15 protein-coding genes and 8 pseudogenes are annotated in these 22,197 nt (G+C 30.4%); all 23 read left to right on the top strand.

The genetic code is table 11. The annotated features are described in order from the left end of the window. Nucleotides 1-314 precede the first annotated feature (314 nt). The 23 genes and pseudogenes from bdr (QMG63_RS05130) to bdr (QMG63_RS05015) all read left to right on the top strand — a co-directional run bounded on the left by bdr (QMG63_RS05130) (nucleotide 315) and on the right by bdr (QMG63_RS05015) (nucleotide 22,194). Nucleotides 315-716, top strand: a pseudogene (bdr, locus tag QMG63_RS05130) (Bdr family repetitive protein). A gap of 241 nt (nucleotides 717-957) precedes the next feature. Then, nucleotides 958-1,587, top strand: a complete 630-nt coding sequence (locus QMG63_RS05125) for a Vsp/OspC family lipoprotein (protein WP_281862334.1) — start codon at nucleotides 958-960, stop codon at nucleotides 1,585-1,587. Nucleotides 1,588-1,854: 267 nt separating this feature from the next. Continuing rightward, nucleotides 1,855-2,748, top strand: coding sequence for a P12 family lipoprotein (locus QMG63_RS05120; protein WP_281862332.1), 894 nt, complete (start codon nucleotides 1,855-1,857; stop codon nucleotides 2,746-2,748). 130 nt (nucleotides 2,749-2,878) lie between these two features. Continuing rightward, a pseudogene (gene thyX / locus QMG63_RS05115) lies at nucleotides 2,879-3,451 on the top strand (FAD-dependent thymidylate synthase); the annotation flags it as partial. A gap of 52 nt (nucleotides 3,452-3,503) precedes the next feature. Beyond that, nucleotides 3,504-3,893, top strand: a pseudogene (gene bdr, locus QMG63_RS05110) (Bdr family repetitive protein). A 229-nt stretch (nucleotides 3,894-4,122) separates the two neighbouring features. Beyond that, a complete protein-coding gene (locus QMG63_RS05105; protein ID WP_425592816.1) occupies nucleotides 4,123-5,082 on the top strand; it encodes a variable large family protein in 960 nt (319 codons plus the stop codon). A gap of 322 nt (nucleotides 5,083-5,404) precedes the next feature. Then, nucleotides 5,405-5,807: pseudogene (gene bdr / locus QMG63_RS05100) on the top strand (Bdr family repetitive protein). Between the two features lie 240 nt (nucleotides 5,808-6,047). Further along, nucleotides 6,048-7,076 (top strand): variable large family protein, encoded by a 1,029-nt coding sequence (locus QMG63_RS05095; RefSeq protein WP_281862328.1) that lies wholly within the window; start codon nucleotides 6,048-6,050, stop codon nucleotides 7,074-7,076. A gap of 878 nt (nucleotides 7,077-7,954) precedes the next feature. Beyond that, nucleotides 7,955-8,926 carry a variable large family protein gene (locus tag QMG63_RS05085; RefSeq protein ID WP_281862326.1) on the top strand — a complete coding sequence of 324 codons (972 nt, stop codon included), beginning with the start codon at nucleotides 7,955-7,957 and terminating at the stop codon, nucleotides 8,924-8,926. Between the two features lie 294 nt (nucleotides 8,927-9,220). After that, on the top strand, nucleotides 9,221-9,730 hold the full coding sequence (gene bdr / locus QMG63_RS05080) for a Bdr family repetitive protein (RefSeq protein WP_281862325.1): 510 nt from the start codon (nucleotides 9,221-9,223) through the stop codon (nucleotides 9,728-9,730). A gap of 227 nt (nucleotides 9,731-9,957) precedes the next feature. After that, nucleotides 9,958-10,590, top strand: a complete 633-nt coding sequence (locus tag QMG63_RS05075) for a Vsp/OspC family lipoprotein (RefSeq protein WP_281862323.1) — start codon at nucleotides 9,958-9,960, stop codon at nucleotides 10,588-10,590. A gap of 266 nt (nucleotides 10,591-10,856) precedes the next feature. Further along, entirely contained in the window at nucleotides 10,857-11,735 is an 879-nt protein-coding gene (locus tag QMG63_RS05070; RefSeq protein ID WP_281862322.1) for a P12 family lipoprotein, read from the top strand. A gap of 139 nt (nucleotides 11,736-11,874) precedes the next feature. Further along, a pseudogene (gene thyX / locus QMG63_RS05065) lies at nucleotides 11,875-12,447 on the top strand (FAD-dependent thymidylate synthase); the annotation flags it as partial. A 49-nt stretch (nucleotides 12,448-12,496) separates the two neighbouring features. After that, nucleotides 12,497-12,899 (top strand): annotated as a pseudogene (bdr, locus tag QMG63_RS05060) (Bdr family repetitive protein). A gap of 231 nt (nucleotides 12,900-13,130) precedes the next feature. Continuing rightward, a complete protein-coding gene (locus QMG63_RS05055; RefSeq protein ID WP_281862318.1) occupies nucleotides 13,131-14,174 on the top strand; it encodes a variable large family protein in 1,044 nt (347 codons plus the stop codon). Between the two features lie 302 nt (nucleotides 14,175-14,476). Then, nucleotides 14,477-14,879: pseudogene (bdr, locus tag QMG63_RS05050) on the top strand (Bdr family repetitive protein). A gap of 232 nt (nucleotides 14,880-15,111) precedes the next feature. Next, nucleotides 15,112-16,083 (top strand): variable large family protein, encoded by a 972-nt coding sequence (locus tag QMG63_RS05045; protein WP_345741258.1) that lies wholly within the window; start codon nucleotides 15,112-15,114, stop codon nucleotides 16,081-16,083. A gap of 742 nt (nucleotides 16,084-16,825) precedes the next feature. Beyond that, entirely contained in the window at nucleotides 16,826-17,869 is a 1,044-nt protein-coding gene (locus tag QMG63_RS05040; RefSeq protein ID WP_281862316.1) for a variable large family protein, read from the top strand. Nucleotides 17,870-18,260: 391 nt separating this feature from the next. Further along, complete coding sequence (locus QMG63_RS05755) at nucleotides 18,261-18,458, top strand: hypothetical protein (RefSeq protein WP_425592815.1); 198 nt, start codon at nucleotides 18,261-18,263, stop codon at nucleotides 18,456-18,458. A 186-nt stretch (nucleotides 18,459-18,644) separates the two neighbouring features. Further along, nucleotides 18,645-19,601: a variable large family protein gene (locus QMG63_RS05030; RefSeq protein ID WP_281862315.1), complete on the top strand. Its 957-nt coding sequence runs from the start codon at nucleotides 18,645-18,647 to the stop codon at nucleotides 19,599-19,601. A 334-nt stretch (nucleotides 19,602-19,935) separates the two neighbouring features. After that, nucleotides 19,936-20,235: a hypothetical protein gene (locus tag QMG63_RS05025; RefSeq protein WP_281862313.1), complete on the top strand. Its 300-nt coding sequence runs from the start codon at nucleotides 19,936-19,938 to the stop codon at nucleotides 20,233-20,235. Nucleotides 20,236-20,475: 240 nt separating this feature from the next. Further along, nucleotides 20,476-21,489 carry a variable large family protein gene (locus QMG63_RS05020; protein ID WP_281862312.1) on the top strand — a complete coding sequence of 338 codons (1,014 nt, stop codon included), beginning with the start codon at nucleotides 20,476-20,478 and terminating at the stop codon, nucleotides 21,487-21,489. Between the two features lie 301 nt (nucleotides 21,490-21,790). After that, nucleotides 21,791-22,194, top strand: a pseudogene (bdr, locus tag QMG63_RS05015) (Bdr family repetitive protein). The last annotated feature ends 3 nt before the right edge of the window (nucleotides 22,195-22,197 follow it).

Raw genomic sequence — 22,197 nt, 5'->3', positions numbered from 1 at the left:
GGTAGATAATAATAAAGAATTATTAATAAAACATACATAACTAAATAAAGTCATTTGAGGGAAACTCTTCTTTTCATAAGAATTGTTTTCCTTTTTTATTATCTGTAATAATACTTAGGTCTAAATAATATTGGTAATAATCCTTTAACAACAGATTGATGGTACGATTGCATTTAAGTTTTTTGATAAACTTAAGAAAATAGACTAAATACTTTATGTTATACTTAGGGACTCTTTTAAATCACGTTTTACTTACATACCTTCCCTATAACACTTAACCATATTATATTATAATTATATATAAGGGTATTTTTATGGGACTTGCACAACCAGTAATTACTCAACAAATGGTTATAACTGATCTTAACTAGAGTTGGTATTAATAGATATATTGCTATTGAGCTTGCTTACATATATTATAAAAATGAGCTTACTTATAAAGATTTTAAATATTAAAGACTACTTTTAACCTTAAGCTTGAAAAGTTAGAAGCAACATTAAAGTCCAATATTAAAGACTTGGATAATAAAATTGATACTGTTGAGAATAATCTTAATTCCAAAATAGATACTAAATTCAATGAACTTGATAATAAAATTGATGTTAATAAAATGGAACTTAAGAGTACATTAAGACTTCATGGTTGGATGTTTGGAACCCTTATTACACTTAATATAGGAATATTTTTAGCATTAATGTCATTATTAGTAAAGTAAATTTATTTAATTAGCCTCTTATTTAATTGACCTTCTGTCAATTATTTCTTTTAGTCATTTTTTTACAAAAATCATTTAAATCATTTAAATTCTTGTTGACAACAATTCATACATACTAGTTGTTTCCATTGTTTTTAGTCTTTGCAAATATTACAGTATCTATGTTCTTAAGCTTTTATTTTGCTTGTCAAAGTTTGTTAACTATCTTGCTCCCTTTAAGTTAATAAGGAGGCACGTAATAATGAAAAGAATTACTTTAAGTGCGTTATTAATGACTTTATTTTTACTTATAGGATGTAATAATGGAGGAGCTAAAGAAGGGGCGGCAATAAAGGCTGATGGGTCAGTAATTGATTTAAAAAAAGTAAGTACAGACATAGAAAATGCTGTTGCTTTTGCAGCTAGTGTAAAAGAAGTTCGTATTTTAGTTAAATCTGTCGATGAGCTTGCTAAAGCTATTGGTAAGAAAATCAAGGATGCTGATACTCTTGATACTGATAATGCTGATCATAATGGATCATTACTTGCAGGGGCATTTCAGATAATATCAACTGTAAAGACTAAATTGGGAGACTTAGAACAAACAGTTGGGCTTCCTAATGAATTGAAGCAAAAGATTACTGATTCTAAGACAAAAACAGACACTTTCTTAGGAAAATTGAAAACCAATCATTCTGATCTTGGTAAAGAAGGTGCTACTGATGAGCATGCAAAGAAAGCTATAGGGCAAAAGGATGGAGATAAAGGAGCTAAAGAACTTGACGAGCTTCATACAGCAATTGGTGTGTTAGTAGAAGCTGCTAATGATGCAGTAACATCTGCAATTACAGCGCTTACACCTGCTAAGGCGGCTACTTCAAAGGATAAATAGAATAAGTATTAATTTTTAATTAAAAGTAAATAACTGAAAAATAAAGTCAATAAAAAAAAGCTAGGAGCGGTATTCCTCTTAGCTTTTGATTTTTAATTGTATCTTTGTAAGATTCTTATGTTCTCTTTTAAACAATTACAAATTACACTGATTGTAGTAGTATTTTAAAAGGTTCTTTTTTGTGCTTTTATTTTAAGTTTACTACCATTTTATGGTAGTTGTTATGAATTAAAAGTTAAGTAGGGTTATAACCTGCTAGGGGGCGATATGAATAAAAGTATTTTGCCATTATTTATTTTAATATTTTTAAGTTTATTTTCATGTGATATAAATACCCTTAATGAAATGATGCTTAAATCAAGAGAAAAATATTTAAAACAAAGCAACAAGGTAGAAGATTTAAATCCTAAGGATGGAAAGCAAGAAGGTGAATTGGAAGAAGGCTTAAAACATCAAGTAGTTCAGGACTTGCCTTTAGTGCCTGTTAATAATATGAATACAGAGATTCCAGTATTTCATAATCCCTCATACTATCCTTATCTAGAAGAAATAAATATAAAAGGAGGAGATTTAGTTCCATTTACTAAGGACGAAAAAGACGCACAAGAAAAAATTGAAAAGGTAAAAAGTCTTCTTGGAAGTTCTGGATTTGCTAAATTAATTGAAAATGCACGTGAGCTTAAAGATGAATATGAGCAATTAAGAGTCGATTTATATAATATACTCTCAACACTCCAAGAGAAAAGAAATTTCAAAGGGTTGAGTCTAGGAGGGGATAAATTTAGAAAAAATAGAATGGAGATAAAGAATTTAAATCATTGGTACAGTTGCTTAAGGGAAGAAGATTCTAATTTTGAAAGGCTTATAAATGAAATTGATATTGCAATACAAGGTATAGGGTCTGCAGAATTCTTTTTTAAGAGAGCACAAGAAACTTTAAAGAAATCCATTATCAAAAGATTAAAAAATTCAGCAAATTGGAGACATAGATTATCTTATGTACCAGCGCAATTATCTGAAATTGCACGAAGTGATGCAGAAAATGCTTTACGTCAATTAGAATCTTCTTCTTTGAAGATAGGTGAAGTAATGGGACGAAAGAAAGATATAGAAAATCTTATCCAAGAAGCAAGATCTGTTCTAGTAGGTTTTAGGAGATAAGAAAATATATATATAAATATATTTTATAATACTAATGTTTGAAAAGGAGAGTCTTCTTTTCAATGGAGCTTTCTTAAATTTTATTTAAATAAGTTTCTAAAAATAATTATCTTTGGAAGTTGTTACTAATATGGGAAGAGAAGATTTATTAAATAAGGATTATAGAGTTTTAGATAAAGGCTTTATAAAGCTTATTGATTATATGGGTAGTGATGATAGGATCGTTCAGGCTGCAAGAATTTCATATCGCAGTGAAAGCTTTAAAAGGGACGATAATGAACTTATTGATTATTTAATACGAAATGAACATACAAGTCCATTTGAACAAGTTGTCTTTACCTTTTATGTTAAGGCTCCCTTATTTATTGCAAGACAATGGATGAGACATAGAACAGCTAGGATTAATGAAGTATCTGGTTCTTATAGTTTAATGAGAGGAGAATTTTATCTTCCAGAAGATATACAAATTCAAGAGCTTGATAGTAATCAACGTGTGAATGAAAAAATGGAATCCCCTCAATTTACTAAAGATATATTACTTGATTTAGAAAAAAGTCAAACATATTGTTACAAGCTATATCAAGATATGATAGATTGCAATGTTTTAAAGGAAATATCTAGAATAGTTTTGCCTTTAAGTTTATATACTGAATGGTATTGGCAGATTGATTTAAAAAATCTTTTTCATTTTATAAAGTTAAGATTCCTATAACATTTAACCATATTATATTATAATTATATATAAGGGTATTTTTATGGGACTTGCACAACCAGTAATTACTCAACAAATGGTTATAGCTGAACTTAACTAAAGCTGGTATTAATAGATATATTGCTTACAGATATTATAAAAATTAGCTTACTTATAAAGATATTAAATATTAAAGACTACTTTTAACCTTAAGCTTGAAAAGTTAGAAGCAACATTACAATTTGATATTAAAGACTTGGATAATAAGATTGATACTGTTGAGAATAATCTTAATTCCAAAATTGATACTAAATTCAATGAACTTGATAATAAAATTGATGTTAATAAAATGGAACTTAAGACTACATTAAGACTTCATGGTTGGATGTTTGGAACCCTTATTACACTTAATATAGGAATATTCTTGGCATTAATGTCATTATTAGTAAAGTAAATTTATTTAATTACTCCCTTATTTAATTGACCTTCTGTCAATTATTTCTTTTAGTCATTTTTTTACAAAAATCATTTAAATTCTTGTTAACAACAATTCATACATATTAGTTGTTTCCATTGTATTTAGTCTTTAAAGTATTAAGGTATCTATGTTCTTAGATTGTGTTTTTTGCTTATCAAAGGTTGTTAGCCATTTTTCCCTTGAGTTAATAAGGAGGCACGTAATAATGAAAAGAATTACTTTAAGTGCGTTATTAATGACTTTATTTTTACTTCTTAGCTGTGGGAGTGGCAGTACTAATACTGAGGAGCTTCAGGGTAAATTTTTAAATGTGTTTACGTCTTTTGGTGATATGGTAACTAATGCGTTTGGCATTAAGGCAGATACTAAGAAAAGTGAGGTAGGGAACTATTTTACTGCTATTGCAAAAACTATGACATCAGTAAAAAATGAGTTGCAAGAATCAGTTGCTAAGAATGAGAATTACTCAAAAGTTAAATCAGTTGTTGATCAGTTTATTAACACATTAGGTACGATCGCAGAAGGTGCAAGTGAAGCAGCTAAAGGGGCTACAGGAGAAGATAAGATTGGTGATGCTAAAAACCAGGATGCTGTACCTGGAGAGGCTACAAGTGTAAATGCACTTGTTAAGGGAATTAGAGAAATAGTTGGTGCGGTTTTAAAGGATAATGAGGGAAGTGCAGAAGCTACTAAGACAGCAGAAGATGAGCAAAAATCAGTTGGGACGTTGTTTGGTGGAAAAGATAATGGTGGAGAAGAAAAGCATGCGGCAGCAGCAAGTGCATCAATTGGAGCAGTAGCTGGTGCTGACATTTTAAAAGCTATTGCTAAGTCTGCTGAAGCGGGTACTGGTGAGGTTGAGATTGAAAATGCAAAGAATGCAGCAGACATTGCTGTTGCTAAGAAAGATAATAATAAAGAGATTAAAAATGAAGCACGAAAGGATGCAGTTATTGCAGCAGGGATAGCTTTAAGAGCAATGGCTAAGGATGGTAAATTTGCTGCTAAGAATGAAGATAAATCTGCCAATGCAGTAAATGGTGCAGTAGCAAGTGCGGTAAATAAGACACTAAGTACTCTAATAATAGCAATAAGAAAAACTATTGATCGTAATTTAAAGTTAATAAATGAAGCACTAGCAGCCAAAGATGCTAGTACACCTTAAAGCTCAACTGGTGGATAATAATAAAGAATTATTAATAAAACATACATAACTAAATAAAGTCATTTGAGGGAAACTTTTCTTTTCATAAGAATTGTTTTCCTTTTTTACTATCTGTAATAATATTTAGGTCTAAATAATATTGGTAACAATCCTTTAACAACAGATTGATGGTACGATTGCATTTGAGCTTTTTGATAAACTTAAGAAAATAGACTAAATACTTTATGTTATATTAGTTACCTCTTAAATCACATTTTACTTACATAACTTCCCTATAACATTTAACATATTATATTATAATTATATATATAAGGGTATTTTTATAGGACTTGTACAACCAGTAATTACTCAACAAATGGTTATAACTGATCTTAACTAAAGCTGGTATTAATAGAGTATTGTTATTGAGCTTGCTTACATATATTATAAAAATTAGCTTACTTATAAAGATATTGATTATTTAAAGACTACTTTTAACCTTAAGCTTGAAAAGTTAGAAGCAACATTAAAGTCCAATATTAAAAGACCTGGATAATAAAATTGATACTGTTGAGAATAATCTTAATTCCAAAATAGATACTAAATTCAATGAACTTGATAATAAAATTGATGTTAATACAATGGAACTTAAGACTACATTAAGACTTCATGGTTGGATGTTTGGAACCCTTATTACACTTAATATAGGAATATTTTTAGCATTAATGTCTTTATTAGTAAAGTAAATTTATTTAATTACTCCTTATTTAATTGACCTTCTGTCAATTATTTCTTTTAGTCATTTTTTTACAAAAATCATTTAAATCATTTAAATTCTTGTTGACAACAATTCATACATACTAGTTGTTTCCATTGTTTTTAGTCTTTAAAGTATTAAGGTATCTATGTTTTTGGCTTTTTTATTTTGCTTATCAAAGGTTGTTAACTATCTTGCTCCCTTTAAGTTAATAAGGAGGCACGTAATAATGAAAAGAATTACTTTAAGTGCGTTATTAATGACTTTATTTTTACTTCTTAGCTGTGGGAGTGGCAGTGCTAATGTTGAGGATCCTAAGAGTAAATTCTTACAGTCAGTTATTAGTTTAAGTAATGACTTCTTAAATGTTTTTGCTAAAACTTTAGGTTTTAAAGCTGAGACTAAAAAGAACGATATTGGAGTTTATTTTACTAAAATAGCAGAGACTATGACATCTGTTAAAGATAAGTTGCAAAAAGAAGTTGCTACTAATGAGAATGACTTAAAAGTTAAATCAGCTGTTGATACATTGACTGAAAAATTAGACAAAATTAAAGAAGGAGCTGAGACTGCAGCTAGTGGCGCTGCTACTGGTGGCGTTGTTGGTGAAATTGTGAAATCTAATGCTGCTGGAAATGGTCCTGATGCAGAAAGTATAAAGAGTTTTGTTAATGGTATTAAAACTATTGTTGGAATAGTTTTAAAAGATGGTGATGGACAAGCAGATAAGACTACTTCAGTTGATGAGGATAAAAAGAATATTGGTAAGCTATTTGGTGCTCAAAATTCCGGTAATGATAAAGGTGCTGAAGATAAACATGTAGCTGCTGCTAGTGCATCAATTGGGGCAGTAACTGGCGCTGATATATTACAAGCTATTGCTGCTGCTAATGCTAATGCTAAAGATGGTAAAGTTAGTGATGCTAAAGATGCAGCTGCTTTGGCTTTAGCTAAAGGTACTGCTAATGAGAATGAAGATCAACTTGGAGATTCTGCAAAGAAAGATGCAATTATAGCAGGAGCTATTGCTTTAAGAGCAATGGCTAAGGATGGTAAATTTATTGTAAAGGATACTGCAGCAAATAAGACTGAAGCTGAGTCTGCTAAAGGAGTAGCAGCAAGTACGGTAGAAAAGACATTAAATACTTTAACTATTGCTATAAGAAAAACTATTGATAGTGGTTTAAATTCAATAAATGATGCACTAGCAACCAAAGGTGCTACTACACCTGCAGACAAAACTGATAAAAAACAATAAAAAATTATAAGTAAAACATACATAACTAAATAAAGTCATTTGAGGGAAACTCTTCTTTTCATAAGAATTGTTTTCCTTTTTTACTATCTGTAATAATTCTGTAATAATACTTAGGTCTAAATATTATTGGTAACAATCCTTTTACAACAGATTGATGGTAAGATTGCATTTAAGCTTTTTGATAAACTTAAGAAAATAGACTAAATACTTTATGTTATACTTAGGGATTCTTTTAAATCACATTTTACTACAAAGAGATTCCTGTAACACTTAACATATTATATTATAATTATATATAAGGGTATTTTTATGGGACTTGTACAACCAGTAATTACTCAACAAATGGTTATAGCTGAACTTAACTAAAGCTGGTATTAATAGAGTATTGTTATTGAGCTTGCTTACAGATATTATAAAATTAGCTTACTTATAAAGATATTAAATATTTAAAGACTACTTTTAACCTTAAGTTTGAAAAGGTAGAAGCAACATTAAAGTCCAATATTAAAAGACCTGGATAATAATAATTGATGTTAATAAAATGGAACTTAAGAGTACATTAAGACTTCATGGTTGGATGTTTGGAACCCTTATTACACTTAATATAGGAATATTTTTAGCATTAATTTCATTATTAGTAAAGTAAATTTATTTAATTACTCCTTATTTAATTGGCCTTCTGTCAATTATTTCTTTTAGTCATTTTTTTACAAAAATCATTTAAATTCTTGTTAACAACAATTCATACATACTAGTTGTTTCCATTGTATTTAGTCTTTGCAAATATTAAGGTATCTATGTTTTTGGCTTTTTTATTTTGCTTATCAAAGCTTGTTAGCCATCTTGCCCCCTTTAAGTTAATAAGGAGGCACGTAATAATGAAAAGAATTACTTTAAGTGCGTTATTAATGACTTTATTTTTACTTCTTAGCTGTGGGAGTGGCAGTACTAATACTGAGGAGCTTAAGAGTAAATTTTTAAATGTGTTTACGTCTTTTGGTGATATGGTAACTAATGCTTTTGGCATTAAGGCAGATACTAAGAAAAGTGAGGTAGGGAACTATTTTACTGCTATTGCAAAAACTATGACATCAGTAAAAAATGAGTTGCAAGAATCAGTTGCTAAGAATGAGAATTACTCAAAAGTTAAATCAGTTGTTGATCAGTTTATTAACACATTAGGTACGATCGCAGAAGGTGCAAGTGAAGCAGCTAAAGGGGCTACAACTGATACTGCTATTGGAAATGCTGTTAAAGATCAGGAGGGTGCACCTGGAGAGGCTGCAAGTGTAAATGCACTTGTTAAGGGAATTAGAGAAATAGTTGGTGCGGTTTTAAAGGATGATGAGGGAAGTGCAGGAGCTACTAAGACTGGTAACACAGAGCAAAAATCAGTTGGTAAATTGCTTGGTGGAAAAGATAATGGTGGAACAGACGCACACGCGGCAGCAGCAAGTGCATCAATTGGAGCAGTAACTGGTGCTGATATTTTACAAGCTATTGCTAAGTCTGCTGAAGCGGGTACTGGTGAGGTTGATATTGATAAAGCAAAAAACGCTGCTGAGATTGCTGTTGCTAAGAATGAGGATAAGGAGTTTGGAGCTATTTTACAAGATAAAGATGCAGTTATTGCAGCAGGGATAGCTTTAAGAGCAATGGCTAAGGATGGTAAATTTGCTGCTAAGAATGAAGATAAATCTGCCAATGCAGTAAATGGTGCAGTAGCAAGTGCGGTAAATAAGACACTAAGTACTCTAATAATAGCAATAAGAAAAACTATTGATCGTAATTTAAAGTTAATAAATGAAGCACTAGCTAAACCTGCAGACGCAACTGGTGGAAACCAATAAAAATTATAAATAAAACATACATAACTAAATAAAGTCATTTGAGGGAAACTTTTCTTTTCATAAGAATTGTTTTCCTTTTTTACTATCTGTAATAATACTTAGGTCTAAATAATATTGGTAACAATCCTTTTACAACAGATTGATGGTAAGATTGCATTTGAGCTTTTTGATAAACTAAAGAAAATAGACTAAATACTTTATTTATCGTTAGGGATTCTTTTAAATCACATTTTACTTACATAACTTCCCTATGACACTTAACATATTATATAATAATTACATAAGGAGTATTTTATGGGACTTGCACAACCAGTAATTACTCAACAAATGGTTATAGCTGAACTTACTAGAGCTGGTATTAATAGAGATATTGCTATTGATCTTGCTTACAGATATTATAAAAATGAGCTTACTTATAAAGATATTGAATATTTAGAGACTACTTTTAACCTTAAGCTTGAAAAGTTAGAAGCAACCTTACAATCTGATATTAAAGACCTGGATAATAAGATTGATACAGTCAGAAGTGAATTAAAATCTGACATTAAAGATTTGGATAATAAGATTGATACAGTCAGAAGTGAATTAAAATCTGACATTAAAGATCTGGATAATAAGATTGATACTGTTGAGAATAATCTTAATTCCAAAATTGATACTAAATTCAATGAACTTGATAATAAGATTGATGTTAATAAAATGGAACTTAAGACTACATTAAGACTTCATGGTTGGATGTTTGGAACCCTTATTACACTTAATATAGGAATATTTTTAGCATTAATGTCTTTATTAGTAAAGTAAATTTATTTAATTACTCCTTATTTAATTGGCCTTCTGTCAATTATTTCTTTTAGTCATTTTTTTTACAAAAATCATTTAAATTCTTGTTAACAACAATTCATACATACTAGTTGTTTCATTGTATTTAGTCTTTGAAATATTAAGGTATCTATGTTCTTAAGCTTTTATTTTGCTTATCAAAGGTTGTTAGCTATTTTTCCCTTGAGTTAATAAGGAGGCACGTAATAATGAAAAGAATTACTTTAAGTGCGTTATTAATGACTTTATTTTTACTTATAGGATGTAATAATGGAGGAGTTAAAGAAGATATGGCAACAACTTCTGATGGGTCAGTAATTGATTTAAAAAAAGTAAGTCAAAAGATAAATGATGCTGTTGATTTTGCTGCTAGTGTAAAAGAAGTTCGTATTTTAGTTAAGTCAATAGATAAACTTGCTAAAGCTATTGGTCAGAAAATTAAAAATGATGGGGGATTGGATGCTGATGGTGGTCAAAATGGTTCTTTAATTTCAGGAGCATATAATATAGTATTGTTTGCAGACACTAAGTTAGGACAATTAGAGAATAAAGAGGGAATTTCTGAAGAATTGAAGAAAAAAGTTACTGCTGCTAAGCAGAAAAGTACAGCATTTTTAACTAAGTTGAAAGAGGGGCATGCTACTCTTGGTAAAAAAGAGGCTTCTGATGAGGATGCAAAGAAAGCTATTGATATAACTGATGCTACTAAAGATAAAGGAGCTTCTGAGCTTGTTGCTTTAAATACAGCAATTGGTGCGTTAGTAGAAGCTGCTGATGCTGCAGTAAAATCTGCAATTACAGCGCTTACACCTGCTAAGGCGGCTACTTCAAAGGATAAATAGAATAAGTATTAATTTTTAATTAAAAGTAAATAACTGAAAAATAAAGTCAATAAAAAAAAGCTAGGAGCGGTATGGCTCTTAGCTTTTGATTTTTTATTGTATCTTTGTAAGATTCTTATGTTCTCTTTTGAACAATTACAAATTATAACTGATTGTAGTAGTATTTTAAGAGGTTCTTTTTGTTCTTTTATTTTAAGTGTACTACATTTTATGGTAGTTATTATGAATTAAAAGTTAAGTTGTTTTATCCCTTAGGAGGGAGAGATATGAATAAAAGTATTTTGTTAATATTGTTGTGTTGTTTATTGTCATGTGATATAAATACCCTTAATGAAATGATGCTCAAATCAAGAGAAAAATATTTAAAACAAAGTAAAAAGGTAGAAGATTTAAATCCTAAGGATGGCAAGCAAGAAGGTGAAGTGGAAGAAGGCTTAAAACATCAAGTGGTTCAGGACTTTCCTTTAGCGCCTGTTAATAATATGAATACAGAGAGCCCAGTATTTCATAATCCCCCATACTCTCCTTATCTAGAAGAAATAAATATAAAAGAAGAAGATTTACTTCCAATTACAAAAGTAGAACAGGAAGCATACAAGGCAATTAAAGATATAGAAAGTCTTCTTAAAGACTCTGGATTTGATAAATTAATTGAAGATGCACGTAAATTAAAAAGTGAATTTGAGCAGCTAGAATCTAATTTTTATAGTACACTTTCAGATCTCAAAAATAAAATAAATAGTTATTCTAGAGGACGTTATTTTAGAGAGAATAAGGCAGAAAGACAGAAACTAATTCAATTGCTCAATCAGTTAAATGAGAAGAGAGCTGATATTGATAAGCTTAATACTCAATTAGAGACTGGACTTAGCGAGAGAACATCTGCAAAAGCCTTATTTGAGAAATCTCAAAATACTTTAAAAGAAGCTATTACCAAGAGATTAAAAAGTAAGTTACTTAAGAATCGTTATTTGTTAAGAAGAGAAGATAGTGATTTATTAGCTAAACAGGCACGAAGAGAAGCAGAAAATGCTTTACGTCAATTAGAATCTTCTTCTAAGATAGGTGAAGCAATGGGACGAAAGAAAGATATAGAAAATCTTATTCAAGAAGCAAGATCTGTTCTAGTAGGTTTTAGGAGATAAGAAAATATATATATAAATATATTTTATAATACTAATGTTTGAAAAGGAGAGTCTTCTTTTCAATGGAGCTCTCTTAAATTTTATTTAGATAAGTTTCTAAAAATAATTATCTTTAGAAGTTGTTTTTTTGAATACTAATATGGGAAGAGAAGATTTATTAAATAAGGATTATAAAGTTTTAGATAAAGGCTTTATAAAGATTATTGATTATATGGGTAGTGATGATAGGATCGTTCAGGCTGCAAGAATTTCATATCGCAGTGAAAGCATTAAAAGGGATGATAACGAACTTATTGATTATTTAATACGAAATGAACATACAAGTCCATTTGAACAAGTTGTCTTTACCTTTTATGTTAAGGCTCCCTTATTTATTGCAAGACAATGGATGAGACATAGAACAGCTAGGATTAATGAAGTATCTGGTTCTTATAGTTTAATGAGAGGAGAATTTTATCTTCCAGAAGATATAAAAATTCAAGAGCTTGATAGTAATCAACGTGTGAATGAAAAAATGGAATCTCCTCAATTTACTAAAGATATATTACTTGATTTAGAAAAAAGTCAAACATATTGTTACAAGCTATATCAAGATATGATAGATTGCAATGTTTTAAAGGAAATATCTAGAATAGCTTTACCTCTAAGTTTATATACTGAATGGTATTGGCAGATTGATTTAAAAAATCTTTTTCATTTTATAAAGTTAAGATTCCTATAACACTTAACCATATTATATAATAATTACATAAGAGTATTTTATGGGACTTGCACAACCAGTAATTACTCAACAAATGGTTATAGCTGAACTTACTAAAGCTGGTATTAATAGAGATATTGCTATTTAGTTTGCTTACAGATATTATAAAAATGAGCTTACTTATAAAGATATTGAATATTTAAAAGACTACTTTTAACCTTAAGTTTGAAAAGGTAGAAGCAACATTACAATTTGATATTAAAGACTTGGATAATAAGATTGATACTGTTGAGAATAATCTTAATTCCAAAATAGATACTAAATTCAATGAACTTGATAATAAAATTGATGTTAATACAATGGAACTTAAGACTACATTAAAACTTCATGGTTGGATGTTTGGAACCCTTATTACACTTAATATAGGAATATTCTTGGCATTAATGTCTTTATTAGTAAAGTAAATTTATTTAATTACTCCTTAATTAATTGACCTTCTGTCAATTATTTCTTTTAGTCATTTTTTTACAAAAATCATTTAAATTCTTGTTAACAACAATTCATACATACTAGTTGTTTCCATTGTTTTTAGTCTTTGCAAATATTACAGTATCTATGTTCTTAAGCTTTTATTTTGCTTATCAAAGGTTGTTAACTATCTTGCTCCCTTTAAGTTAATAAGGAGGCACGTAATAATGAAAAGAATTACTTTAAGTGCGTTATTAATGACTTTATTTTTACTTATAGGATGTAATAATGAAGTAACAGAAAAAGATCCACAAAAGGTATTTTTAACTTCTATTGCTAATTTAGGTAAGGGATTCTTAGATGTTTTTGTGACTTTTGGTGATATGGTAACTAATGCTTTTGGTATTAAGGCAAATACTACGAAAAGTGAGGTAGGGAAGTATTTTACTGATATTGAAACTACTATGACATCAGTAAAAAAGAAGTTGCAAGAAGCAGTTAAAAAGAATGGGAATTACTTAAAAGTTAAATCAGTTGTTGATCAGTTTATTAATAACACATTAGATAAGATTGCAGGAGGGGCTAAGACTGCTGGTGAGGCTATTGGTTCTGATTCTAATGACCCAATTGCTAATGTTGCTACTGGTGCTGGTGTTGCTGGGGCTGACGTCGAGAAACTAGTAAAGGGCATTAAAGATATTGTAGACGTGGTACTTAAAGATAAAGGAAGTGCTGATGCTGGTACTGAAAGAAAGGCGGATGATCTTACTGAAAGAACCGGTGGTAATGCTGCTGATGGTGAAGCAGGTAAGCTATTTGCTTCTGCTAATGCTGGTAATAATGCTGAAAATGCAAAAAAAGCTGCAGCTGATGCTGCTAAAGCTGTTGGGGCTGTAACTGGTGCTGACATTTTAAAAGCTATGGTTAAAAATGAAGGTGATGCTGCTAAGTTAGCTTCAGGGGCTGATGCTAACTCTGCTAAAAAAGATGCAGTTATTGCAGGCGCTATTGCACTTCGAGCAATGGCTAAGGATGGTAAGTTTGCTGGTAAGTCTGATGCTGCTGCTGAGTATGACCCTGCAGTTAAAGGTGCTGCTGTAAGTGCTGTTACTAAGGCATTAAATACATTAACTATTGCTATAAGAAATACTGTTGATAGTGGTTTAAAGTCAATAAATGATGCACTAGCAGCCGTTACACAAGAAGATAAGTCTGCAGAAGCTACTCAACCTGCTGCTACTACACCTGCAAACGCAACTGGTGGACAATAATAAAGAATTATAAATAAAACATACATAACTAAATAAAGTCATTTGAGGGAAACTCTTCTTTTCATAAGAATTGTTTTCCTTTTTTACTATTTGTAATAATACTTAGGTCTAAATATTATTGGTAACAATCCTTTAACAACAGATTGATGGTAAGATTGCATTTGAGCTTTTTGATAAACTAAAAAAAAATAGACTAAATACTTTATGTTATACTTAGGGATTCTTTTAAATCACATTTTACTACAAAGAGATTCCTATAACACTTAACATATTATATAATAATTATATATAAGGGTATTTTTATGGGACTTGTACAACCAGTAATTACTCAACAAATGGTTATAGCTGAATTTAACTAAAGCTGGTATTAATAGATATATTGCTATTGATCTTGCTTACAGATATTATAAAATTAGCTTACTTATAAAGATATTAAATATTTAAAGACTACTTTTAACCTTAAGCTTGAAAAGTTAGAAGCAACATTAAAGTCCAATATTAAAAGACTTGGATAATAAAATTGATACTGTTGAGAATAATCTTAATTCCAAAATAGATACTAAATTCAATGAACTTGATAATAAAATTGATGTTAATAAAATGGAACTTAAGAGTGCATTAAGACTTCATGGTTGGATGTTTGGAACCCTTATTACACTTAATATAGGAATATTTTTAGCATTAATGTCTTTATTAGTAAAGTAAATTTATTTAATTACTCCTTATTTAATTGACCTTCTGTCAATTATTTTTTTTAGTCATTTTTTTTACAAAAATCATTTAAATTCTTGTTAACAACAATTCATACATACTAGTTGTTTCCATTGTTTTTAGTCTTTAAAGTATTAAGGTATCTATGTTTTTGGCTTTTTTATTTTGCTTATCAAAGGTTGTTAACTATCTTGCTCCCTTTAAGTTAATAAGGAGGCACGTAATAATGAAAAGAATTACTTTAAGTGCGTTATTAATGACTTTATTTTTACTTCTTAGCTGTGGGAGTGGCAGTGCTAATGTTGAGGATCCTAAGAGTAAATTCTTACAGTCAGTTATTAGTTTAAGTAATGACTTCTTAAATGTTTTTGCTAAAACTTTAGCTTTTAAAGCTGAGACTACAAAGAACGATATTGGAGTTTATTTTACTAAAATAGCAGAGACTATTACATCTGTTAAAGAGAAGTTGCAAAAAGAAGTTGCTACTAATGAGAATTACTTAAAAGTTAAATCAGCTGTTGATACATTTACTGAAAAATTAAAAAAGATCGCAGAAGGGGCTAAGACCGCTGGTGAGGCTATTGGTTCTGATGATAACCCAATTGCTAATGTTGCTGATACTAATGCTGGTGCTGGTGTTGGTGCTGCTGGAACTGACGTCGATAACTTAGTAAAGGGCATTAAAGATATTGTAGACGTGGTACTTGGTGCAAATGAAGGTAAACATGATGCTGGTGATGATAAAAAAGCTGAAGGTCTTGCTGCAAGAACAGCTGTTGATGGTGAAGCAGGTAAATTATTTGCTACTGCTGCTATTAATAATGCTGATAATGCAAAGAAGTCCGCAGCTGATGCTGCTAAAGCTGTTGGGGCTGTAACTGGTGCTGACATTTTAAAAGCTATTGTTAAAGATGATGGTGATGCTGCTAAGTTAGCTTCAAAGGCTGAAGCAAACTCTGCTAAAAAAGATGTAGCTATTGCAGGTGCTATTGCTTTAAGAGCTATGGCTAAGGGGGGTAAATTTGCTGGTCCTAGTGTTGCTGCTGCTGATGATGCTGTTACTGCAGTTAAAGGTGCTGCTGTAAGTGCTGTTACTAAAGCATTAAATACATTAACTATTGCTATAAGAAATACTGTTGATAGTGGTTTAAAGTTAATAAATAATGAACTAGCAACCAAAGGTACTATTACACCTTAAAGCTCAACTGGTGGACAATAATAAAGAATTATTAATAAAACATACATAACTAAATAAAGTCATTTAAGGGAAACTTTTCTTTTCATAAGAATTGTTTTCCTTTTTTACTATCTGTAATATACTTAGGTCTAAATATTATTGGTAACAATCCTTTAACAACAGATTGATGGTACGATTGCATTTGAGCTTTTTGATAAACTAAAAAAAAATAGACTAAATACTTTATGTTATACTTAGGAACTCTTTTAAATCACATTTTACTACAAAGAGATTCCTATAACACTTAACCATATTATATAATAATTACATAAGGAGTATTTTATGGGACTTGCACAACCAGTAATTACTCAACAAATGGTTATAGCTGAACTTAACTAGAGCTGGTATTAATAGAGATTTTGCTATTGAGCTTGCTTACATATATTATAAAAATTAGCTTACTTATAAAGATATTAAATATTTAAAGATTACTTTTAACCTTAAGTTTGAAAAGGTAGAAGCAACATTACAATCTAATATTAAAAGACTTGGATAATAATAATTGAATTTCTGTCAATTATTTCTTTTAGTCATTTTTTTACAAAAATCATTTAAATTCTTGTTAACCACAATTCATACATACTAGTTGTTTCCATTGTTTTTAGTCTTTGCAAATATTAAGGTATCTATGTTCTTAAGCTTTTTTATACTTATCAAAGCTTGTTAACTATCTTGCCCCCTGTTAATAAGGAGGCACGTAATAATGAAAAGAATTACTTTAAGTGCGTTATTAATGACTTTATTTTTACTTATAGGATGTAATAATGAAGTAGCAGAAAAAGATCCACAAAAGGTATTTTTAACTTCTATTGCTAATTTAGGTAAGGGATTCTTAGATGTTTTTGTGACTTTTGGTGATATGGTAACTAATGCTTTTGGTATTAAGGCAGATACTAAGAAAAGTGAGGTAGGGAAGTATTTTACTGATATTGAAACTACTATGACATCAGTAAAAAAGAAGTTGCAAGACGCAGTTAAAAAGAATGGGAATTACTTAAAAGTGAAAGAAGTAGTTGATCAGTTTATTACAGGCACATTAGATAAGATTGCAGGAGGGGCTAAGACTGCTGGTGAGGCTATTGGTTCTGATGATAACCCAATTGCTAATGTTGCTACTGGTGATGCTGCAGGTACTGCTGGGGAGGTTGAAAACTTAATAAAAGGGATTAAATCAATTGTAGATGTGGTACTTGGTGCAAATGAAGGAAGTGCTGATGCTGGTACTGAAAGAAAGGCGGATGATCTTACTGCAAGAAACGGTGGTAATGCTACTGATGGTGAAGCAGGTAAGTTATTTGCTTCTGATAATGCTGGTAATAATGCAAAGAAGGCTGCAGCTGATGCTGCTAAAGCTGTTGGGGCTGTAACTGGTGCTGATATTCTACAAGCTATTGTTAAAGGCAATGGTGAGGCTGCTAAGTTAGCTTCAGGGGCTGCTGATGCTAACTCTGCTAAAAAAGATGCAGTTATTGCAGGCGCTATTGCACTTCGAGCAATGGCTAAGGATGGTAAGTTTGCTGGTAAGTCTGATGCTGCTGCTGAGTATGCTCCTGAAGTTAAAGGTGCTGCTGTAAGTGCTGTTACTAAGGCATTAAATACATTAACTATTGCTATAAGAAATACTGTTGATAGTGGTTTAAAGTCAATAAATGATGCACTAGCAGCCGTTACACAAGAAGATAAGTCTGCAGAAGCTACTCAACCTGCTGCTACTACACCTGCAAACGCAACTGGTGGAAACCAATAAAAAATTATAAATAAAACATACATAACTAAATAAAGTCATTTGAGGGAAACTTTTCTTTTCATAAGAATTGTTTTCCTTTTTTACTATCTGTAATAATACTTAGGTCTAAATATTATTGGTAACAATCCTTTAATAACAGATTGATGGTACGATTGCATTTGAGCTTTTTGATAAACTAAAAAAAAATAGACTAAATACTTTATGTTATACTTAGGAACTCTTTTAAATCACATTTTACTTACATAACTGGTATTAATAGAGTATTGTTATTGAGCTTGCTTACATATATTATAAAAATTAGCTTACTTATAAAGATATTAAATATTAAAGACTACTTTTAACCTTAAGCTTGAAAAGTTAGAAGCAACATTAAAGTCCAATATTAAAAGACTTGGATAATAAAATTGATACTGTTGAGAATAATCTTAATTCCAAAATAGATACTAAATTCAATGAACTTGATAATAAAATTGATGTTAATAAAATGGAACTTAAGACTACATTAAGACTTCATGGTTGGATGTTTGGAACCCTTATTACACTTAATATAGGAATATTCTTGGCATTAATGTCTTTATTAGTAAAGTAAATTTATTTAATTACTCCTTATTTAATTGACCTTCTGTCAATTATTTTTTTTACAAAAATCACTTTTGTTGATTGTTTAATTACACACATTCTTTGAAATATTACAGTATCTATGTTCTTAAGCTTTTTTATACTTATCAAAGCTTGTTAACCATCTTGCCCCCTGTTAATAAGGAGGCACGTAATAATGAAAAGAATTACTTTAAGTGCGTTATTAATGACTTTATTTTTACTTCTTAGCTGTGGGAGTGGCAGTGCTAATGCTGAAGATCCTAAGAGTAAATTCTTACAGTCGGTTATTAGTTTAAGTAATGACTTCTTAGCTGTTTTTGCTAAAGCTTTAGGTTTTAAATCTGAGACTAAAAAGAGCGATATTGGTGCTTATTTTACTGAAATAGCAGAGACTATGAAATCTGTTAAAGATAAGTTGCAAAAAGAAGTTGCTACGAATAAGAATGACTTAAAACTTCCAAAAGACATTGATACATTTATTACTGACTTAGGTAAGATCGCGACAGGAGCTGAGACTGTTAGTGGGGCTATTGGTTCTGATTCTAATGACCCAATTGCTAATGTTGCTGCTACCAATGGTGCTGGTGTTGCTGGTACTGGTGTCGATAACTTAGTAAAGGGCATTAAAGATATTGTAGACGTGGTACTTAAAAATGAAGGTAAACATGATGCTGGTACTGATAAAAAGGCAGATGGTCTTACTGAAAGAACAGAAGCTGGTGCTGGTGAAGCAGGTAAATTATTTGATAATGCTAATGCTGTTGCTGCTGCTAATGCAAAGAAGTCCGCAGCTGATGCTGTTAAGGCTGTTGGGGCTGTAACTGGTGCTGACATTTTAAAAGCTATTGTTAAAAATAGCACTGGTGCAGCTACTGATGCTGCTGCTGGTGCTGCTAAGGCTAAAGATGCTACTATTGCAGGTGCTATTGCTTTAAGAGCTATGGCTAAGGGGGGTAAATTTGCTGGTCCTAGTGCTGCTGATGCTGAGTATGACTCTGAAGTTAAAGGTGTTGCTGTAAGTGCCGTTACTAAAGCATTAAATACTCTTACCATAGCAATAAGAAATACTATTGATAGTGGTTTAAAGGAAATCAGTGAAGCACTAGCAGCTGACGCTAGTGGAAAGCAATAAGGATTTATTAATAAAACATACATAACTAAATAAAGTCATTTGAGGGAAACTTTTCTTTTTATAAGAATTGTTTTCCTTTTTTACTATCTGTAATAATATTTAGGTCTAAATATTATTGGTAACAATCCTTTAACAACAGATTGATGGTAAGATTGCATTTGAGTTTTTTGATAAACTAAAAAAAAATAGACTAAATACTTTATATTATATTAGTTACCTCTTAAATCACGTTTTACTTACATACCTTCCCTATAACATTTAACACTTAACATATTATATAATAATTATATAAGGGGATTTTATAGGACTTGCACAACCAGTAATTACTCAACAAATGGTTATAACTGATCTTACTAGAGTTGGTATTAATAGAGATATTGCTATTGAGCTTGCTTACATATATTATAAAAATGAGTTGAAATCCGATATTAAAGACCTGAATAATAAAATTGATACTGTTGAGAATAATCTTAATTCCAAAATAGATACTAAATTCAATGAACTTGATAATAAAATTGATGTTAATAAAATGGAACTTAAGACTACATTAAGACTTCATGGTTGGATGTTTGGAACCCTTATTACACTTAATATAGGAATATTTTTAGCATTAATGTCATTATTAGTAAAGTAAATTTATTTAATTAGCCCCTTATTTAATTGACCTTCTGTCAATTATTTCTTTTAGTCATTTTTTTACAAAAATCATTTAAATCATTTAAATTCTTGTTAACAACAATTCATACATACTAGTTGTTTCATTGTTTTTAGTCTTTGCAAATATTAAGGTATCTATGTTCTTAAGCTTTTATTTTGCTTGTCAAAGCTTGTTAACCATCTTGCCCCCTTTGAGTTAATAAGGAGGCACGTAATAATGAAAAGAATTACTTTAAGTGCGTTATTAATGACTTTATTTTTACTTCTTAGCTGTGGGAGTGGCAGTGCTAATGTTGAGGATCCTAAGAGTAAATTCTTACAGTCAGTTATTAGTTTAGGGAATGATTTTTTTAATGTGTTTGCGTCTTTTGGTGATATGGTTGGAGGTGTATTAGGATTTGATACTACTACTAAGAAGTCTGATGTTGCAGTTTACTTTAAGAAAGTTCATGATACTGTACAAGGTACAAAGACATCCCTTGATAAGATTGTATCTGACATGAAATCTAAGAATAATCCTAATGCTGCTACAGCTGAGAGGGTTGTAAAAGAAGTTGGTGAAACTCTTAGTAAGATAATTGATGGTGCTAAGACTGCTAGTGAGGCTATTGGTACTGACGGTACTGAGTTACTTGGTACTGTTGCTGATCAGAATAATGGTGGTGTTGCTGGGGATGTTGATAAATTAGTACAGGGGATTAAATCAATTGTAGATGTAGTGCTTGAAAATGAAGGTAAACATGATGCTGGGGATGATAAAAAGGCTGAAGATGGCAGTACTGCAAGAGATAACAATGCTGCGGGCATGCTATTTGCTTCTAATAATGCCGGTGTTAGTGCTTCTGCAAAAAAGTCAGTAACTGATTCAGCTAAAGCTGTTGGGGCTGTAACTGGTGCTGATATTCTACAAGCTATTGTTAAAGACAATGGCGATGCTGCTAAATTAGCCAAAAACAGTGTGGCCAATGGTAATGCTGCTAATGCTAAAAAAGATGCAGTCATAGCAGGAGGTGTAGCTTTAAGAGCAATGGCTAAGGGGGGTAAATTCGCTAATAGCAGTGATACTGATGTTACTACTGAAATTAGAAGAGCAGCAACAAGTGCTGTTACTAAAGCATTAAATACATTAACTATTGCTATAAGAAAAACTATTGATAGTGGTTTAAAGTCAATAAATAAGGCACTAGCATCCAAAGATGCTAGTACACCTGTAAGCTCAACTGGTGGATAATAATAAAGAATTATTAATAAAACATACATAACTAAATAAAGTCATTTGAGGGAAACTTTTCTTTTCATAAGAATTGTTTTCCTTTTTTACTATCTGTAATAATGCTTAGGTCTAAATATTATTGGTAACAATCCTTTAATAACAGATTGATGGTACGATTGCATTTAAGCTTTTTGATAAACTTAAGAAAATAGACTAAATACTTTATTTATACTTAGGAACTCTTTTAAATCACATTTTACTAAAAAGAGATTCCTATAACACTTAACCATATTATATAATAATTACATAAGAGTATTTTATGGGACTTGCACAACCAGTAATTACTCAACAAATGGTTATAACTGATCTTAACTAGAGTTGGTATTAATAGAGTATTGTTATTGAGCTTGCTTACAGATATTATAAAAATGAGCTTATTTATAAAGATATTGATTATTTAAAGACTACTTTTAACCTTAAGCTTGAAAAGTTAGAAAGCAACATTAAAGTCCAATATTAAAAGACCTGGATAATAAAATTGATACTGTTGAGAATAATCTTAATTCCAAAATAGATACTAAATTCAATGAACTTGATAATAAAATTGATGTTAATAAAATGGAACTTAAGAGTGCATTAAGACTTCATGGTTGGATGTTTGGAACCCTTATTACACTTAATATAGGAATATTCTTGGCATTAATGTCTTTATTAGTAAAGTAAATT

The sequence above is a fragment of the Candidatus Borrelia fainii genome (assembly GCF_027925085.1).
GTDB classification, from domain to species: domain Bacteria; phylum Spirochaetota; class Spirochaetia; order Borreliales; family Borreliaceae; genus Borrelia; species Borrelia turicatae.
This window is presented reverse-complemented; position numbering and strand designations above follow the sequence as displayed.

Bases quoted from the DNA above. Each gene is read 5' to 3' on its own strand.
- QMG63_RS05125 (WP_281862334.1), top strand. From the start codon at position 958: ATGAAAAGAATTACTTTAAGTGCGTTATTAATGACTTTATTTTTACTT.
- QMG63_RS05120 (WP_281862332.1), top strand. From the start codon at position 1,855: ATGAATAAAAGTATTTTGCCATTATTTATTTTAATATTTTTAAGTTTA.
- QMG63_RS05105 (WP_425592816.1), top strand. From the start codon at position 4,123: ATGAAAAGAATTACTTTAAGTGCGTTATTAATGACTTTATTTTTACTT.
- QMG63_RS05095 (WP_281862328.1), top strand. From the start codon at position 6,048: ATGAAAAGAATTACTTTAAGTGCGTTATTAATGACTTTATTTTTACTT.
- QMG63_RS05085 (WP_281862326.1), top strand. From the start codon at position 7,955: ATGAAAAGAATTACTTTAAGTGCGTTATTAATGACTTTATTTTTACTT.
- bdr (WP_281862325.1), top strand. From the start codon at position 9,221: ATGGGACTTGCACAACCAGTAATTACTCAACAAATGGTTATAGCTGAA.
- QMG63_RS05075 (WP_281862323.1), top strand. From the start codon at position 9,958: ATGAAAAGAATTACTTTAAGTGCGTTATTAATGACTTTATTTTTACTT.
- QMG63_RS05070 (WP_281862322.1), top strand. From the start codon at position 10,857: ATGAATAAAAGTATTTTGTTAATATTGTTGTGTTGTTTATTGTCATGT.
- QMG63_RS05055 (WP_281862318.1), top strand. From the start codon at position 13,131: ATGAAAAGAATTACTTTAAGTGCGTTATTAATGACTTTATTTTTACTT.
- QMG63_RS05045 (WP_345741258.1), top strand. From the start codon at position 15,112: ATGAAAAGAATTACTTTAAGTGCGTTATTAATGACTTTATTTTTACTT.
- QMG63_RS05040 (WP_281862316.1), top strand. From the start codon at position 16,826: ATGAAAAGAATTACTTTAAGTGCGTTATTAATGACTTTATTTTTACTT.
- QMG63_RS05030 (WP_281862315.1), top strand. From the start codon at position 18,645: ATGAAAAGAATTACTTTAAGTGCGTTATTAATGACTTTATTTTTACTT.
- QMG63_RS05025 (WP_281862313.1), top strand. From the start codon at position 19,936: ATGGTTATAACTGATCTTACTAGAGTTGGTATTAATAGAGATATTGCT.
- QMG63_RS05020 (WP_281862312.1), top strand. From the start codon at position 20,476: ATGAAAAGAATTACTTTAAGTGCGTTATTAATGACTTTATTTTTACTT.